Genomic DNA, 17,317 nt, shown 5'->3' with positions numbered 1-17,317 from the left:
GAACGCCGAGCGGCGTATTAGTGAGTATATGCAGTATTTTAAAAATGCACACAGACTCGCTTCGAGGATATTTTATTGCCAGCGCTGTTGGTTTTAAATCATATATAACAATGAGTTAATTAAGATGTCATTTAACGCTTACTTAATTATTTTTAAATTGCTACAGTGCCATTAAAACAACAGGAATTATCCTAAATAATGTCTTTGAATAATAGGGAATTAAACCTGAAGGATATATCCTTTATAAAATATATAGATCACGGAAAAATTAAGGCTCTTCATCCGAAGAGCCTTAATATTTAACAATTGCCTTCGCGCCAGGCTTTTTCAATTTCTTCGGCGAGAATTTTAACACCCGCTTCGATTTTTTCCGGATCGGGCACGTAGTTCATGCGCATGCACTGGTGCGTATGCGGCCACGGCTTATCCAGCCCCGGGAAGAAATAATCGCCCGGTACCATCAGCACGCCGCGCTTTTTCAGGCGCTGGTAGAGCAGTTCGGTGGTGATAGGCAAATCCTTAAACCACAGCCACAGGAAAATCGCCCCTTCAGGCTTGTGGATCAGGCAGCGTTCTTCCGGCAAGTAGCGGCGAAGTATCGCAATCGTCTCCTGTACGCGCTGGTAATAGAATGGCTTGATCACGTCATTTGACAGACGCAGCAGGTCGTTGCGCTTAATCATTTCGCACATCATCGCCGGGCCAATACCCCCAGGTGAAAGGCTGATAATGCCGTTCATATTGGTAATGGCGGTGATGATTTTCTCGTTAGCGATGATGATGCCGCAGCGGCTGCCCGGCAGACCCAGCTTAGAGAGGCTCATGCACAGGACAATGTTCGGGTTCCACAGCGGACGTGCTTCGCTGAAGATAATGCCCGGGAACGGCACGCCGTAGGCGTTATCGATCACCAGCGGAATGCCGTGCTGATTCGCGAGCGCATCCAGCTTCATCAGTTCGTCGTCGGTGATCACGTTGCCCGTTGGGTTAGTCGGGCGCGATACGCAGATCATGCCCGTCTCTTCACCAATATGCAGGTGTTCAAAATCGACGTGATATTTGAACTGGCCTTCCGGCAGCAGCTCAATGTTCGGGCGTGCGGAGACGAACAGATCCTCTTCCAGGCCGGAATCAGCGTAGCCGATATACTCCGGTGCCAGCGGGAATAGCACTTTTTTGGTGGTGCCGTCGGCGCGACGCCCTGCGAACAGGTTAAACAAGTAGAAAAACGCGCTCTGGCTGCCGTTTGTCAGTGCAATATTCTGTGGTTCGATATCCCAACCCAGCTCGTCACGCAGCATTTCGGCGAGGAGTGCCAGCAGTTCGGTTTTACCCTGTGGGCCGTCGTAATTGCAAAGCGCATCGGTTGCTTTGCCGCTTTCCAGCATCTGAGCGAGCAGCGTCTGGAAATAGGTATTTATCTCCGGGATTTGAGCCGGGTTTCCGCCGCCGAGCATGATTGCGCCCGGTGTGCGCAGCCCGTCGTTGAGGTCCTCCATCAGGCGAGTAATGCCTGAATGGCGGGTAAATTTGTCGCCGAAAAGTGAAAACGTCATAGCAGGTGATCTGTCGAGCTTATTTTGAAAGTGGGTAACCATAACGCTAGCACCGTGCTGGTGCAAATCGGGCGATGTGGTCGGATTTGTTGTTTTGTATGGCGGAGTTGGATTTATGTAGTGAATAGTTCTGGTGGGTTTTCCCTCACCCCGGCCTTCTCCCAAAGGGGAGAGAGGGAAAAGACGGCGCGTGCGGTTCCCTCTCCCCTGCGGGGAGAGGGTTAGGGTGAGGGGGAGAATTATTGATTACCTGCCCATACCACCATCACCTTATCGCCCTTGTGCTCGCGCACGAAGCCATATCCCTCTTTCAGCGACAATGTGGTTTGCTTGCCTTCACCGATCGCCGGATGGCGGGCGCGGAACTGGCCCAGCGTTTGCCAGTGGGCGATGGTTAGGGCCTGCTTGCCCGTGACGTCCTGCCAGTTCATATCCGAACGGGTGCCCTGTAATGGGTCAGAACCTGTCGGCCCGAATGGACGCTCGGATTCATCCCCGTAATAGATTTGTACGCTGCCCGGTGCTAACAGAAGCAGCTCCGCAGCTCGCTGGCCCCCTTCGCGGAACAGACGCGTATCGTGTGATGAGAGATAGCTCAGCACGTTGAAGCTTTGCAGCTTTTCCGCCATCTGCTGCCAGGTGAGATCCATATCGGCCAGGCAATCCACCGCTTTTGCCGCCTGCTCCTGATAATCAAAGTTGATCATCGCATCAAAACCGTGGCGGTAATAATCACTTTGCATCACCCCGTGGCCCCAGGATTCCCCGGTCATCCAGAACGGTGCGTTGTCGAGCTTTTTATCCGGGTTTGCCCCTTTCCAGGCGGCCAGCGCCTGGCTTGCCTGGTCTTTCAGCTGTTGCCAGGCCGCAAGCTCAACGTGTTTCGCCGTATCCACCCGGAAACCGTCAATGCCGTAGTCACGTACCCACTGGCTCAGCCAGTGGGTCAGATAATCGCGCGGGGTATATCCCGGGATGGCCTTCGCGTGGGTGTCGGGCTTGTGTTGGTAAAAGTTAGGCAATCCGGAAGGCGTCGTGGATTCCGTTTTCAAATCCGGCAGAAATGCCAGCGACATGGTCAAATCGTCGAAGCCAGGGTTGTCATAATCGCCGATGTCCGTGCGGATCCACTTTTTGCCCCACCATTTCTCCCATGCGGCTTTGTCGCTAAAGTTGATGTAGTCGTTAAAGCTGTGCCAGCTTTGGCCCGCGCCCGGCTTCCAGTCCGTCCAGCGTTCTCCCAGCGTCTTTTTCAGCTCATCACCCTGCAGGTACAGGGCACCAAACTGAAATTCCTGCATGTCTGCCAGCGTGGCATAGCCAACGTGGTTCATGACGATATCGAACAGAACGCGGATCCCGCGCTTGTGCGCTTCGTCGACAAGATGGCGTAAATCATCTTCGGTGCCCATGTTGGCGTCGAGCTTTGTCCAGTCCTGGGTGTAGTAGCCGTGATAGGCGTAGTGAGGGAAATCTCCTTTGGTGCCACCGCCTACCCAGCCGTGGATCTGCTCAAGCGGGGAGCTTATCCAGAGCGCGTTCACTCCCAGCTGCTGTAAATAATCGAGCTTGCCGGCGAGTCCCTTGAGGTCGCCTCCGTGGAAGGTGCCAATCTCCTGCATGCCGTCTTTATGGCGACCGTAGCTGTTGTCGTTGCCAGGGTCACCATTCACATAACGGTCGGTCAGCACAAAATAGACGGTGGCGTTTTGCCAGCTAAACGGTGCAGGCTTGTCGGTTTCCGCGCGCTCAAGCAGCAGCAGGCCGTTACTGTTGGCGGCTGGCTGCAGGGTGATTTTTCCATTCTGCACCGTCGCCGTCTGTTTACTGTAGTAGTCGCGCACCACGGAGCCTTCCGGGAAGGTACTGCTGACGTCCAGCGTCAGCGGTTTGCCGTCCCACTTCGGACACTGGCGGATGACGTTTACAACCGGCTGTTCTGCGGTACTCTGAATCGTCAGCATCAGGGTGGGCGTGCCGGAGCGGGTATCAATCCGCATCTGGTAGTCACCGTCGCGGAAAAGGCGCCACTGCGGAGGCGTGTCGTCACAGGGCTTGAGCGACAGCATCTCATTGAGTTTTATCGCATCCGCAGGCTGCCAGCACGACTTGTCAAAACTCAGCGTCAGAGGACGCGTACCCTTCGCAAGCTTTGCCTGGCTGGTGAAGACCCCGGTGCCTTCGGCGCTAAATGCGCTAAATCCCGGTGATGACCAGTCGGCATGCGCCAGTGCGGGTAACATCAGAAAGGCTAATGCGGTACGTTTCATTCCTTTTTCCTGTCGCGGCATTTTTGACCAGTGTGCCATCAGGCGGGGGGCAAAAACTCATCCCCTGTCGCTTTCTGCCAGGAGGATGCGTGAGGATGAGTGATCTCGCGCAAAATTAGGCAGTTATCTGCGATAGCGCACACAGTTTCTGCGGAATGATTTTTTTATGAGCAAGTTTCAGGTGACATAGTTTCGGAATTGGACTATTTCTATACGTGCTCTTGAAGTCTATTTTTGATATGATTTGAGATTCCGCTCTCAAATTTGTGAAAAAAATAAGGTGTTGGGATGATTACATCCGACCAGGAGACCTAATGATATCGACTCCCATTCGACGATATGGGGCTGCGATACTCATGTTACTCACCACGGCATTTTCGGGTGAGGTGCTTGCGAAGACGCACACGGATACAACGAGTAAGAAAGCCCACGTAATAAAGACGACAAGTAGTAAGGTTAGCAGTAAACAAGAGTATTCTCGCAATAGTGCAAAGAGTAGTTCACTTCCTGATTTGCGAAAATACCCTTCCGGAACACCAAGGAAAAAAGCGTTTCTCCGGACGGTAATGCCTTACATCACGAGTCAAAATGCCGCGATTACTGCGGATCGTAACTGGCTGATTTCCAAACAGTACGATAGCCGCTGGTCGCCGTCAGAGCGCGCTCGTCTGAAAGATATCACGAAGCGCTACAAGCTGAGCTGGAACGGTAACACGCGTCGTGTGCCGTGGAATGCTCTCCTTGAGCGTGTGGATATCATCCCTGGCAGCATGGTTGCGACCATGGCTGCTGCCGAAAGCGGCTGGGGTACTTCTAAGCTTGCACGTAGCAACAACAACCTTTTCGGCATGAAGTGTGTGAAAGGTCGTTGTAACAATGCACCTGGCAAGGTGAAAGGCTATTCGCAGTTTGAATCTGTGAAAGATTCCGTGAGCGCCTATGTGGTGAATCTGAACACGCACCCGGCCTACTCATCGTTCCGTAAATCACGCGCTCAGCTGCGTAAAGCGGACCAGGAAGTGACGGCCAGTACGATGATCCACAAGCTGAAAGGTTATTCGACAAAGGGACAGAGCTATAACAACTATCTGTTCGCCATGTACCAGGATAACCAGCGCTTAATCGCCGCCCATATGTAATCTCAAAAAAACGCCTTCCACTGGAAGGCGTTTTCTTTTCTATATCAGCACCTCGCTGTGGCGATCCCGATACTCTTTCGGCGTGGTGTCATACTCTTTGCGGAACACCGAATAGAAATATTGCAGAGACGGGTAACCGCACATCTGCGAGATTTCGTTGATCGACAGCGACGTGGAAATGAGCAGGCTGCGTGCTTTCTCCAGCTTTTCAGCATGGATGACGGCATGAATGGTTTCGCCCACCTCTTCTTTAAAACGCTTCTCCAGATTCGAGCGCGAAATACCCACCGAATCCAGCACCTGATCGACCTTAATCCCTTTGCAGGCGTGGTTGCGAATATAGTGCATGGCCTGAATGACGGCCGGGTCGCTTAAGGAGCGATAATCGGTTGAGCGACGTTCCACGACGCGGACAGGAGGCACGAGCAAGCGCTGAAGCGGCAAAGATTCTTTATCCAGCAGACGATGCAGCAGCTTCGCCGCCTGATAGCCCATCTGACGCGTGCCCTGAGCAACGGAGGAGAGCGCAACGCGAGACAGATAGCGGGTCAGTTCTTCATTATCAATGCCAATCACGCACAGCTTTTCGGGCACCGGAATGTGTAAGTGTTCGCAGACCTGCAGCACGTGCCGCGCGCGGGCGTCCGTCACGGCAATAATACCGGTTTGCGGTGGCAGCGTTTGCAGCCAGTCCGCCAGGCGGTTTTGCGCGTGCTGCCAGTTTTCCGGCGCGGTCTCCAGCCCCTGGTACACCACGCCGCGATACTTTTCCTTCGCGACCAGCTGGCAAAACGCGTGTTCACGCTCAACGGCCCAGCGCTTGCCGCTGGTGGACGGTAACCCATAAAACGCGAAGCGATGGACGCCTTTCTCTTTTAAATGAAGAAAGGCAGCCTCGACCAGGGCATGGTTATCGGTGGCAATATAGTGGACCGGCGGATAGTGTTCGGGCGAATGGTAGGAGCCGCCGACGCCCACAATCGGGACGTCGACGTCGGTCAGCAGCTGCTCGATGACGGGATCGTCATAGTCCGCGATGACGCCATCGCCCAGCCAGTCTTTGATGTTCTCCAGACGGGTGCGAAAATCTTCTTCAACAAAAATATCCCATTCGGATTGCGACGCCTGCAAATATTCACCAACGCCTTCCACCACCTGACGGTCGTAGGCCTTATTGGCATTGAATAACAACGTAATGCGGTGACGCTTTTCAAACATGGCTCACTTCCCAATTAAGTCACAATACGGTTATCAGGTCCGTCGCTTGGTGGCCGAGTCCATCCAGACTGCCAGTAAAAGAATGGCCCCCTTGACGATATACTGCCAAAACGTCGGGACGTCCATCATACTCATCCCGTTATCCAACGACGCCATGATAAATGCCCCCATGACCGCGCCCGCCACGCTACCGATACCCCCTGCGAGGCTGGTGCCGCCAATGACGCAGGCGGCGATAGCATCCAGCTCGGCGATGTTACCGGCGGAGGGCGAGCCGGCGCCCAGACGCGAGCTGAGGATCAGTCCGGCGATAGCGACCATCAGGCCGTTAATGGCGAAAACCGCCAGCTTGGTACGTTCGACATTGATACCTGAGAGGCGGGCAGCTTCAAGGTTGCCGCCAATGGCATAAATACGGCGGCCAAACGCGGTGCGCGTCGCCATAAACATACCGGCCAGCAGTAAAAGCGCCAGCAGCAGGACGGGTGTCGGGACACCGCGATAGTCGTTTAAAAGCCAGATGGCGCCCAGCACAATGACCGCCGTGAGCGCCTGACGCCCCACTACCGAGGTTGACGCCGGAGAAGCCAGACCCAGCGCCTGACGACGCATGCGTCCACGCCACTGCCACGCGACAAACCCCAGCAACCCAATCACACCGAGGGTAAAGCCCACGCTATCTGAGAGGTAACTCTGGCCAATCTGCGACATGGCTGCACTGGTCGGGGAGACGGTGGTACCGTTAGTGATGCCGATTAAGATCCCGCGAAAGGCCAGCATCCCTGCCAGGGTGACAATGAACGATGGCACCTTACGGTAGGCAACCCACCAGCCGTTCCAGGCACCCAGAACCAGACCCAGCACCAGCGTGACCGCCACGGTCAGCGGCAGCGGCCAGCCGAGCCAGACGTCGAAAATCGCCGCCACGCCGCCGAGTAGGCCCATCATCGAACCGACCGACAGATCGATCTCCGCGGAGATAATCACGAACACCATGCCCACGGCCAGAATGCCGGTGATGGCGGTCTGGCGGAGCAGGTTGGAGACGTTACGCGCGCTTAAGTACGAGCCATCGGTCATCCAGGTAAAGAACAGCATGATGATGATAATGGCCGCGATCATCACGAAAACCTGCAGGTTAAGCGCTTTTAGCCCCGCGAACGCACCGGGCGTCGGAACAGCGACTTTGATATCAGACGGATTGCTTTTCGACATGACGTTCGCTCCTTAAAGCGGCTTCCATCACCTGCTCCTGCGTCAGGTTCTGGTTAATCAGGTTGGCTTTCAGTTTTCCCTCGTGCATGACCAGCACGCGGTCGCTCAGGCCGAGCACTTCGGGTAACTCAGACGAAATGACAATGACGGCAATCCCTTGCTGTACAAGCTGATTAATCAGTTTGTAGATTTCGTACTTGGCACCGATATCGATCCCGCGCGTGGGCTCATCAAGGATTAATATGCGTGGATTGAGAAGCAGGCAGCGCGCCAGAATCGCCTTCTGCTGGTTTCCTCCACTCAGACGGCCAATCGCCAGTTCCGGCGAGGAGGTTTTGACCTTCAGCCGGGCAAGCGACTGGAGGATGCACTGCTGCTCGGCGGCATCGTCCAGGCTGCTCAGCGCGCCGGAGAATCGATCGAGTGCCGCAAGCGTAATGTTTTTACCCACCGCCATCACCGGTACGATGCCGTCTTTCTTACGATCTTCCGGCACCATGGCAATGCCGTGGGCAATCGCCTGCTGGCAGTTGTCGATTTTCACCGGCTGGCCGTCGATATAAACCGTGCCCTCCCAGCGCCCCGGCCACACGCCAAACAGGCACTGTACGGCTTCGGTGCGCCCGGCACCGACGAGGCCAGCAATCCCAAGAATTTCACCGCTGTGAAGGGAAAACGAGACGTTATTGACGCGCTTGATGTGGCGGTTAACGGGGTGCCACGCGGTCAGGTTTTCCACGCGCAGCACTTCACCGCCCTTAGCGTGGGGCTCATTCGGGTAGAGCGCCGTCAGCTCGCGGCCCACCATCATGGTGATGATGTCATCTTCGCTCATGCCCGCGGCTTCACGCGTGCCGATGTGCTGCCCGTCGCGGATCACGCAGATGGTGTCCGAAATGGCTTTGACCTCGTTCAGCTTGTGCGAAATGTAGATACAGGCGATGCCGTGGTTTTGCAGGTCGCGGATGATGTTGAGCAGAACCGCGGTTTCCTGTTCGGTGAGCGAGGCCGTGGGCTCATCAAGGATCAGCAGCCTGACCTGTTTATTAAGCGCTTTCGCAATTTCGACCAGCTGCTGTTGCCCAAGGCCCAGATCCCCCACGCGGGTATCCGGTGAAATGTTGAGGCTTACCTGCGCCAGCAGCTTTTCGCAGCGGAGCGTCATGGTGTCGTAATCCAGCACGCCGCGGTGGGAAATTTCGGCCCCGAGGAAGATGTTCTCCAGCACGGTGAGATGCTTCACCAGCGCCAGCTCCTGGTGAATGATGGCGATGCCTTTGCGTTCGGTATCGCGGATGTGTGTCGCCTGGATAACTTCACCGGCAAAGACGATTTCGCCTTCGTAGCTGCCGTGTGGGTAGATCCCGCACAGCACTTTCATCAGCGTCGACTTGCCCGAACCGTTCTCACCGCACAGCGAAACCACTTCGCCGGGATTCAACCGGAGGCTGACGTTGTCGACGGCTTTCACCGTGCCGAAGCGCTTGGTGATGCTTTTCATTTCAAGTAAATAAGGCATAACCGCTCCACATAACCCGAGGGAAGAACAGTACAACGTGATGCGCCCCCGCCGAGCAGGGGCCGCGCCGGATTACAGTTCGCTCTTCTTGTGGAAACCGTCTTTAACCACGGTGGCGTCAATGTTCTCTTTGTTGACTTCAATCGGTGTGAGCAGGCGCGCCGGAACGTCTTTCAGGCCGTTATTCAGCGTTGCGTCTGCTTTAGGTTGTTTGCCATTGCCCAGCTCCACGGCGATTTCCGCCGCCGTATTGGCCAGCTGGGTAATCGGTTTGTAGACCGTCATGGTTTGGGTGCCTGCGATAATGCGTTTTACGCCAGCGAGATCGGCATCCTGTCCTGAAATGGCGACTTTTCCGGCCAGCCCCTGTGCGCTCAGGGCCTGGATAGCACCACCTGCAGTGGCATCGTTGGAGGCCACAACCGCGTCAATTTTGTTATTGTTGGCCGTCAGCGCGTTTTCCATAATTTTCAGCGCGTTTTCTGGCAGCCAGCCGTCGGCCCACTGATCGCCAACCACTTTAATTTTCCCGTTGTCGATGTACGGCTTAAGGACTTTCATTTGCCCTTCGCGGAACAGTTTGGCGTTGTTATCTACCGGAGAGCCGCCCATCAGGAAATAATTGCCCTGAGGCACTTTGTCGATCAGGCTTTGCGCCTGTAATTCCCCGACTTTTTCATTGTCGAATGAAATATAATAATCAATATCCGCATTATTAATCATGCGGTCATAGGCCAGGACTTTTATGCCTTCCTGTTTGGCTTCTTTCACCACGTTACTTAATACCTGGCCGTTATAGGGGATAATGACCAGAACATCGACGCCACGGTTGATCATATTCTCGATCTGCGACATTTGTGTTTCTTCATTGCCGTTAGCCGACTGAACAAACACGCTGGCGCCGAGGGATTCTGCTTTCTTAACAAAAATATCGCGATCTTTTTGCCAACGCTCCAGGCGCAGGTCGTCAATCGCCATGCCAATTTTGACCTCTTTGGCATGTCCTGCAAAGCTTGTAAGGAGGAGCGTAGTGCAGAGCGTTAGAGTCAGGTTCTTTATCTTCATAATTATAAGGCCTTTTTGTAGGGGTATGTGTTGCTGAGATAAAAGAAACATTCACTACTGAGACGCAGCAAATTTTTAACGCGGAAAGGCGGGCTGGCAATTACAGATTTTTATCTTCTCATTATGATATTTGGTTTATTTCTGAATTTATGACCGCGATCGGATTTTAAAATACGTAACGTCTTAATTACATTTGATTCTGGAATACGCGCCGAAAAATAGTTTGTCTGCGCATTATTTTGCGAGCCAGCGCACAGTTGTGCATTCTCTCAATAGCAGTGTGAAATAACGTAATTGAGCAACCCAAAATGTCTATTCACTATTACTCCTGTATCAACGACTCGCCGCATACCCTGATTATGGAGCTCAATATGCAAGCTTATTTCGACCAACTCGATCGCGTTCGTTACGAAGGCCCGAAAACGACCAATCCTTTAGCATTTCGTCACTACAACCCGGATGAGCTGGTGCTGGGTAAGCGCATGGAAGATCATCTGCGCTTTGCCGCCTGTTACTGGCATACCTTCTGCTGGAACGGCGCCGATATGTTCGGCGTGGGTTCCTTTGACCGTCCGTGGCAGCAGCCGGGTGAGGCCATCGAGCTGGCGAAACGCAAAGCCGATGTCGCATTTGAGTTCTTCCACAAGCTAAACGTGCCGTACTACTGCTTCCATGACGTGGACGTGTCGCCGGAAGGCGCGTCGCTGAAAGAGTACCTGAACAACTTCGCGCAGATGGTGGATGTACTGGCGGCGAAACAGCAGCAAAGTGGCGTGAAGCTGCTCTGGGGCACGGCAAACTGCTTCACCAACCCTCGCTACGGCGCGGGCGCGGCAACCAATCCGGATCCGGAAGTGTTTAGCTGGGCAGCCACGCAGGTGGTGACGGCAATGAACGCCACGCATCAGCTGGGCGGTGAAAACTATGTCCTGTGGGGGGGGCGTGAAGGCTATGAAACCCTGCTCAACACCGACCTGCGCCAGGAGCGCGAACAAATTGGCCGCTTTATGCAGATGGTTGTCGACCATAAGCACAAAATCGGCTTCCGCGGCACGCTGCTGATCGAGCCGAAACCGCAGGAACCAACCAAGCACCAGTACGACTACGACGTGGCGACGGTGTATGGCTTCCTGAAGCAGTTCGGTCTGGAAAAAGAGATTAAAGTGAACATTGAGGCCAACCACGCCACGCTGGCGGGCCACTCTTTCCATCACGAGATCGCGTCTGCCATTGCGCTGGGTATCTTCGGCTCTGTCGATGCAAACCGCGGCGATGCACAGCTGGGCTGGGACACCGACCAGTTCCCGAACAGCGTGGAAGAGAATGCGCTGGTGATGTACGAGATCGTCAAGGCGGGCGGCTTCACCACCGGTGGCCTGAACTTTGACGCCAAGGTGCGTCGTCAGAGCACCGACAAATACGATCTGTTCTACGGCCACATTGGCGCGATGGACACCATGGCGCTGGCGCTGAAAGTGGCGGCTCGAATGATTGAAGACGGCGAGCTGGATAAACGCGTAGCGAAGCGTTACAGCGGCTGGAACAGTGAGCTGGGCCAGCAAATTTTGAAAGGGCAGTTATCGCTGGCGGAAATCGCGAAGTACGCTGAACAACATCAGCTGGCGCCGCAGCATCAGAGCGGGCACCAGGAACTGCTGGAAAACCTCGTAAACCACTATCTGTTTGATAAGTGATTGAGCTGAAGAAGCACGTAGGCCCGGTAAGCGTTAGCGCCACCGGGCATTTCTGTTAAAGGAGTCACCGTAATGTATATCGGGATCGATCTTGGCACATCGGGTGTGAAAGCCATCCTGTTGAGCGAGCAGGGCGACGTGTTAGCAACGCAGACGGAAACGCTGCAGGTTTCACGTCCGCATCCGCTGTGGTCGGAACAGGATCCGGAGCAGTGGTGGCAGGCGACGGATCGCGCAATCAAAGCCTTAGGTGAGCAGCACAGCCTTCGTGACGTGAAAGCGCTGGGGATTGCCGGACAAATGCACGGCGCTACGCTGCTCGATAGCCAGCATCGCGTGCTGCGTCCTGCGATCCTCTGGAACGATGGCCGCTGCGCGGAAGAGTGCGCGCTTCTTGAGGCGCGCGTACCTGCCTCCCGCGAGATTACCGGCAACCTGATGATGCCCGGCTTTACTGCGCCTAAATTACTGTGGGTGCAGCGCCACGAACCGGAGATTTTCCGTCAGGTGGCGAAAGTCCTGCTGCCGAAAGACTATCTGCGTTTTCGCATGACGGGCGATTTCGCCAGCGACATGTCCGATGCCGCCGGCACGATGTGGCTCGACGTGGCGAAGCGCGACTGGAGCGAGGCGATGCTGGATGCCTGCCATCTGACCCGGGAACATATGCCCGCGCTGTACGAAGGCTGTGAGGTGACGGGCGCGCTGCTGCCAGCCGTTGCTGAGCGCTGGAATATGCCTGCCGTACCGGTGGTGGCCGGGGGCGGCGATAACGCGGCGGGCGCTGTCGGCGTTGGCATGGTTGAGGCGGGCCAGGCGATGCTGTCGCTGGGAACGTCCGGCGTCTATTTTGCCGTCAGCGACGGGTATCGCAGTAATCCAGAAAGCGCCGTGCACAGTTTCTGTCATGCCCTTCCCGGGAAATGGCATTTGATGTCGGTAATGCTCAGCGCAGCATCCTGCCTGGACTGGGCGGCAAAACTCACCGGCATGGCCGACGTTCCGGCGCTCATTTCTGCGGCGCAGCAGGCAGATGACGCTGCGGGTACCGTCTGGTTTTTACCGTATCTTTCCGGCGAGCGTACGCCGCACAACAACCCGGAAGCGAAAGGGGTGTTCTTTGGCTTAACCCATCAACATGGCCCGGCAGAGCTGGCGCGTGCGGTTCTGGAAGGCGTCGGCTATGCGCTGGCCGACGGGATGGACGTGGTGCACGACTGCGGGCTGAAACCGACGAGCGTCACCCTGATTGGCGGCGGTGCGCGAAGCCCTTACTGGCGTCAGATGCTGTCGGATATCAGCGGGTTGCAGCTGGATTTCCGCACCGGAGGGGATGTCGGGCCCGCGCTCGGTGCCGCGCGTCTGGCGCAGATAGCCATTCATCCGGAACAGCCGCTTTCGCAGCTGTTGCCGCAGCTTACGCTTGAACAGGCGCATTTCCCTGACGCGGCTCGCCATGCGCGCTACGCGGAAAGGCGCGACGTGTTCCGCAAAATCTACCAGCAGCTGCTGCCGCTGATGTCGTAAATACGCTTGTCCGGGAGAGGCATGAGGATGTCCTTTTTTGGTCTGTGCGTGCCTTCATTTCCTTGCCAGTATGGTGTCACACCCACTGGCGAGGAGATCCATCATGTCACGCACTGCATTAATCAACATCGATACTCAGCAGTCATTCCTTCACCGCAGTTACTGGCAGGAGGACGAAATTCCTGCCTTTCAGCAGGCGATGCTGGGGCTGATTGAAGGCTGCCAGGCGGGCAATATTCCGGTCGTTGATATTTTTCACGTGGATGAAGATGGTCCTTTCACTCTGGAAAGCGGCTATGTCAAACCGATGGCCTTTTTACGTCATCAGCCGGATGTGGTTTTCCATAAACACGTCCATAATGCCTTCACGGATACCGGGCTTGACCGCTGGCTGCGCGAGCGCGATATCAACAGTGTGATTATCTGCGGCATTCGCACTGAACAGTGCTGCGAAACCACCGCTCGGGTGGCATCCGATCTGGGTTATGCTGTGACCTTTGTCAGTGAGGCAACGCTGACGTTTCCCATGACGTACAAGGGCATTACCCTTAGCGCAGCGGAAATTCGCCATCGTACCGAGACGGTACTGTCCGGGCGTTTTGCCGAGATTAAAACGGTAGCGGAGACGCTGGAGTCCCTTTAATGAGCATCGACGTCTGGTTCGTGATGTTGCCCGGGGTGCTGTCATTAGACATGACCGGCCCGGCGGAGACCTTTGTGCTGGCTGGCGACGCGTTTCGTCTGCATTACATTGGCCCGCAGCCGGAGGTTCCGACGTCGATAGGCCTGACGATGAGCGGCATCCAGCCGCTGCCGGAAAGCCTGCCTCGGGGCAGCCTGCTGGTGCTGCCGGGGGTGAGCGACTCCCGCTTTCAGTTCTCAACGCCACAGGCGCAGCAGATCCAGCACTGGCTGATGCGCCTGCAGCCGCAGATCCAGCGCCAGGAGATCGCCGTGATGTGCGTCTGTTCAGGGGCTTTACTGGCGGCGAAATCGGGCCTGCTGACCAACCGACAGTGCACGACCCATCATGATGTTATTAGCCGTTTACGTACCGCTGCCCCCACGGCGACGATTAAAGAAAACCGCATCTTTGTGCAGGATGAGAATATCTGGACCAGCGCGGGGATTACGTCGGGCATCGATCTGGCGCTGCACATGATTAACCGCCTGTGCGGCCCCGAAAAGGCGCTGACCGTGGCGCGTGAGATGGTGGTCTGGTTCCGCCGTTCCGGTGACGATCCCCAGCTATCTCCTTGGCTACGCTACCGGAATCATCTTCATCCGGCGATTCATCGGGCGCAGGATGCTCTCACCGCCGAGCCGCAAAAAACGTGGAGCTTGCCTGACATTGCCGCACTGGCGCACGTCAGCCCGCGTCATCTCACCCGGCTTTTCCAGTCACATTTAGGCATTAGCGTTCGCGATTATCTTGAGCAGCTGCGTCTGGCAGTGGCGGAGCAGTGGCTATTGCAGGGGCGCGGCGTGGAGCAGGCTTCACTGGCGGCAGGGTTTTCCTCCCCGCGCCAGTATCATCGCGCCCGGCAGCGAAGCATTAGCTGACGAAGCGGCGAGCGTCTATTTTTTGCAGCAGCATCGACAGCAGCAGGCTGATCGCCAGCGTGGCGGCAAAAATCCAGACGATATCCAGCACCGGCCAGCTTTTTAGCTCAACGCCTCTCGTGCGCAGCGCGTGGATCACCAGCGCGTGAAAACCGTAAATTCCGAGAGAGTGCCGCGAGATAAGACTCAGCACGGGCAGGGGACGCGCGTTCAGGGTGTTTTTGGCGAGCGTGAGCAGCGAAACGGCACAGATAAAGACCATCGGCCCGCAATAGAGATACCAGGTATCGGCAAAATTGCCGCGCCACTGCAGCTCGTGCAGCGTTCCGCGTGAAATCACCGCCACGCCAGCGATAAACAGCGCTCCGCAGAGCCAGTTCAGACCGCGTTTTTGCGTGTCCATCATCCCGATGGCGCGCCCCAGCATGCCGTAAAGCACGTAGTAAAAAGTATCGCCGTTGATATAGAGATTGATCGGCAACCACTCAAATCCGTCGATTTTGTGTGAGAGCGTATTCGGGTTGGCGACAATGCCGATAACCACCATCAGGGCCAGCAGCATTTTACCGCTGACGTTTTTTACCTGAATGAGCGGGGAGACCAGATAGATAACGATAATGGCGAAGAAGAACCACAGGTGGTAAAACACCGGTTTTTGCAGCACGTATTTCAGCGATAGCCCGGCGTTAATGGAGGTGAACAGCGTGATATAGAGCAGGGCTACGGCGCTGTAGAACCCCAGGCAGGCCGCGATGCGGATGAAGTGCCGCGGCTGCGCGCTGCGTTCGCCAAAAAAGAGAAAGCCGGAAATCATAAAGAACAGCGGCACGCTGACGCGTGACGCAGAGTTGAGAATATTGGCGATATCCCAGTTAACGGGGCTGATGCTGTGGGCATTTGTGACGTACCAGGTCGTCGTGTGGATCATGACCACCATCAGACACGCTATTCCTCGCAGGTTATCAATCCAGTTAATTTTTGACTGCATCAGTTCCTCGTATTCCCTGTAAATTGAGTGTGACTGCCATTGTCCAAAAGTCTTCGCTTGGAAAATTCTGAGTTTTATTCAGCAGGCTTGTAGGGAAGCCGCGAGATTCGCAGAATGCCGGACCTTAATCTATAAAAGCTTTGATACTAAAAATAACAGCCACTGACCAGGGCGGTAATAAAAATGATGATGAAGCGTGTGGCGTCACTCTTTCTGCTGTTCATCCTGGCGGGATGCAGCGCGCCGCAAGAAGCACCTGTGCAAAAAGCGCAGCAGGGTAAAATGAGCCCGGAACGTTCACTGGATATGGAAGCGCTCTGTAAAGATCGGGCCGCTCGCCGCTATAACTCTGACGTACAGAAAATTGATGTCACCGGGTTTGAGCGTTTTCAGGGAAGCTACGAGCTGCGGGGCCATACGTCGCGCAAAGAGGGCTTTGTCTGCTCGTTTGATGCGGACGGTCAGTTTTTACACCTCTCCATGCGCTAGCCTGCTCGCATAATCAACAGCCAGACGCCGCCAGCGTTCTGGCCGCAAGGCTTATTTCCCAATTTTCCCTAAACAACCCCGTTTCGTACTGTATATCTTGCAGCCAGCGGGTATACTGGTCCCTTCCATTTAAAACCACACGTATCCAGCACGAAATACTATGCAAAAGTTTGATACCAAGACCTTCCAGGGCCTGATCCTGACCTTACAGGATTACTGGGCTCGTCAGGGCTGTACCATTGTTCAACCTTTGGACATGGAAGTCGGCGCCGGCACTTCACACCCGATGACCAGCCTGCGCGCGTTGGGGCCAGAGCCAATGGCGACCGCGTATGTGCAGCCTTCTCGTCGTCCGACCGATGGTCGTTACGGTGAAAACCCGAACCGTCTGCAGCATTACTATCAGTTCCAGGTGGTGATTAAGCCATCACCAGACAACATTCAGGAACTGTACCTCGGGTCGCTGAAAGAGCTGGGTATGGACCCAACCATCCACGACATTCGCTTCGTGGAAGATAACTGGGAAAACCCAACGCTGGGTGCCTGGGGTCTGGGTTGGGAAGTGTGGCTGAACGGCATGGAAGTGACCCAGTTCACTTACTTCCAGCAGGTGGGTGGTCTGGAATGTAAGCCGATCACCGGTGAAATCACCTACGGTCTGGAACGTCTGGCGATGTACATTCAGGGCGTAGACAGCGTTTACGACCTGGTCTGGAGCGACGGCCCGCTGGGTAAAACCACCTACGGCGACGTGTTCCATCAGAACGAAGTGGAGCAATCCACCTATAACTTCGAATACGCGGACGTGGACTTCCTGTTCACCTGCTTCGAGCAGTACGAGAAAGAAGCGCAGCAGCTGCTGGCGCTGGAGACTCCGCTGCCGCTGCCTGCTTACGAGCGTATTCTGAAGGCCGCCCACAGCTTCAACCTGCTGGACGCCCGCAAAGCCATCTCCGTGACTGAACGTCAGCGCTACATTCTGCGTATTCGTACCCTGACCAAAGCCGTTGCAGAAGCTTACTACGCGTCCCGTGAAGCCCTTGGCTTCCCGATGTGCAACCGAAACAAATAAGA

The 17,317-nt window shown here is 55.4% G+C and carries 14 protein-coding genes; 7 read left to right on the top strand and 7 right to left on the bottom strand.

Going from position 1 to position 17,317, the window contains the following annotated elements; translation table 11 throughout:
* Positions 1-299: 299 nt before the first annotated feature.
* The gene (avtA, locus tag P346_RS04605) at positions 300-1,556 is read right to left on the bottom strand and encodes a valine--pyruvate transaminase (protein ID WP_032661844.1); all 1,257 of its coding nucleotides are present in this window, start codon (positions 1,554-1,556) and stop codon (positions 300-302) included.
* 239 nt (positions 1,557-1,795) lie between these two features.
* Positions 1,796-3,826 (bottom strand): alpha-amylase, encoded by a 2,031-nt coding sequence (locus P346_RS04610; protein ID WP_032661841.1) that lies wholly within the window; start codon positions 3,824-3,826, stop codon positions 1,796-1,798.
* 314 nt (positions 3,827-4,140) lie between these two features.
* Between P346_RS04610 and P346_RS0121910 the strand changes: the two genes are divergently transcribed.
* Positions 4,141-4,965: a protein bax gene (locus tag P346_RS0121910; RefSeq protein ID WP_032661838.1), complete on the top strand. Its 825-nt coding sequence runs from the start codon at positions 4,141-4,143 to the stop codon at positions 4,963-4,965.
* Between the two features lie 39 nt (positions 4,966-5,004).
* On the opposite strand, the gene xylR is transcribed toward P346_RS0121910, so the two are convergent.
* The 4 genes from xylR to xylF form a co-directional block, all read right to left on the bottom strand.
* A complete protein-coding gene (gene xylR, locus P346_RS04615) occupies positions 5,005-6,183 on the bottom strand; it encodes a D-xylose utilization transcriptional activator XylR (protein WP_032661836.1) in 1,179 nt (392 codons plus the stop codon).
* A gap of 33 nt (positions 6,184-6,216) precedes the next feature.
* Positions 6,217-7,398: a xylose ABC transporter permease XylH gene (xylH, locus tag P346_RS04620; RefSeq protein ID WP_032661833.1), complete on the bottom strand. Its 1,182-nt coding sequence runs from the start codon at positions 7,396-7,398 to the stop codon at positions 6,217-6,219.
* On the bottom strand, positions 7,376-8,917 hold the full coding sequence (locus P346_RS04625; RefSeq protein ID WP_032661830.1) for a xylose ABC transporter ATP-binding protein: 1,542 nt from the start codon (positions 8,915-8,917) through the stop codon (positions 7,376-7,378). Before P346_RS04625 ends, xylH begins: the two co-directional genes overlap by 23 nt.
* Positions 8,918-8,989: 72 nt before the next feature.
* The gene (gene xylF / locus P346_RS04630; RefSeq protein WP_032661828.1) at positions 8,990-9,982 is read right to left on the bottom strand and encodes a D-xylose ABC transporter substrate-binding protein; all 993 of its coding nucleotides are present in this window, start codon (positions 9,980-9,982) and stop codon (positions 8,990-8,992) included.
* A gap of 371 nt (positions 9,983-10,353) precedes the next feature.
* Here xylF and xylA point away from each other — a divergent pair, with 371 nt between their 5' ends.
* From xylA to P346_RS04650, 4 genes are all read left to right on the top strand, one after another.
* Entirely contained in the window at positions 10,354-11,676 is a 1,323-nt protein-coding gene (gene xylA, locus P346_RS04635) for a xylose isomerase (RefSeq protein WP_109845864.1), read from the top strand.
* Between the two features lie 72 nt (positions 11,677-11,748).
* Positions 11,749-13,203: a xylulokinase gene (gene xylB, locus P346_RS04640; RefSeq protein WP_032661825.1), complete on the top strand. Its 1,455-nt coding sequence runs from the start codon at positions 11,749-11,751 to the stop codon at positions 13,201-13,203.
* 103 nt (positions 13,204-13,306) lie between these two features.
* Positions 13,307-13,846 (top strand): isochorismatase family protein, encoded by a 540-nt coding sequence (locus P346_RS04645; protein WP_032661824.1) that lies wholly within the window; start codon positions 13,307-13,309, stop codon positions 13,844-13,846.
* Positions 13,846-14,766, top strand: coding sequence for a GlxA family transcriptional regulator (locus tag P346_RS04650; RefSeq protein ID WP_032661821.1), 921 nt, complete (start codon positions 13,846-13,848; stop codon positions 14,764-14,766). Before P346_RS04645 ends, P346_RS04650 begins: the two co-directional genes overlap by 1 nt.
* Here P346_RS04650 and P346_RS04655 read toward each other — a convergent pair.
* On the bottom strand, positions 14,759-15,754 hold the full coding sequence (locus P346_RS04655) for an acyltransferase (RefSeq protein WP_032661819.1): 996 nt from the start codon (positions 15,752-15,754) through the stop codon (positions 14,759-14,761). The genes P346_RS04650 and P346_RS04655 overlap by 8 nt on opposite strands.
* A gap of 183 nt (positions 15,755-15,937) precedes the next feature.
* On the opposite strand from P346_RS04655, the gene P346_RS04660 reads away from it, so the two are divergent.
* Together P346_RS04660 and glyQ are read left to right on the top strand one after the other, a co-directional pair.
* Positions 15,938-16,243 (top strand): YsaB family lipoprotein, encoded by a 306-nt coding sequence (locus P346_RS04660; RefSeq protein ID WP_032661816.1) that lies wholly within the window; start codon positions 15,938-15,940, stop codon positions 16,241-16,243.
* 160 nt (positions 16,244-16,403) lie between these two features.
* Complete coding sequence (gene glyQ / locus P346_RS04665; protein ID WP_003860141.1) at positions 16,404-17,315, top strand: glycine--tRNA ligase subunit alpha; 912 nt, start codon at positions 16,404-16,406, stop codon at positions 17,313-17,315.
* Positions 17,316-17,317 lie beyond the last annotated feature (2 nt).

It is taken from the genome of Enterobacter sp. DC1, assembly GCF_000568075.1.
Lineage (GTDB): Bacteria > Pseudomonadota > Gammaproteobacteria > Enterobacterales > Enterobacteriaceae > Enterobacter > Enterobacter asburiae.
This window is presented reverse-complemented; position numbering and strand designations above follow the sequence as displayed.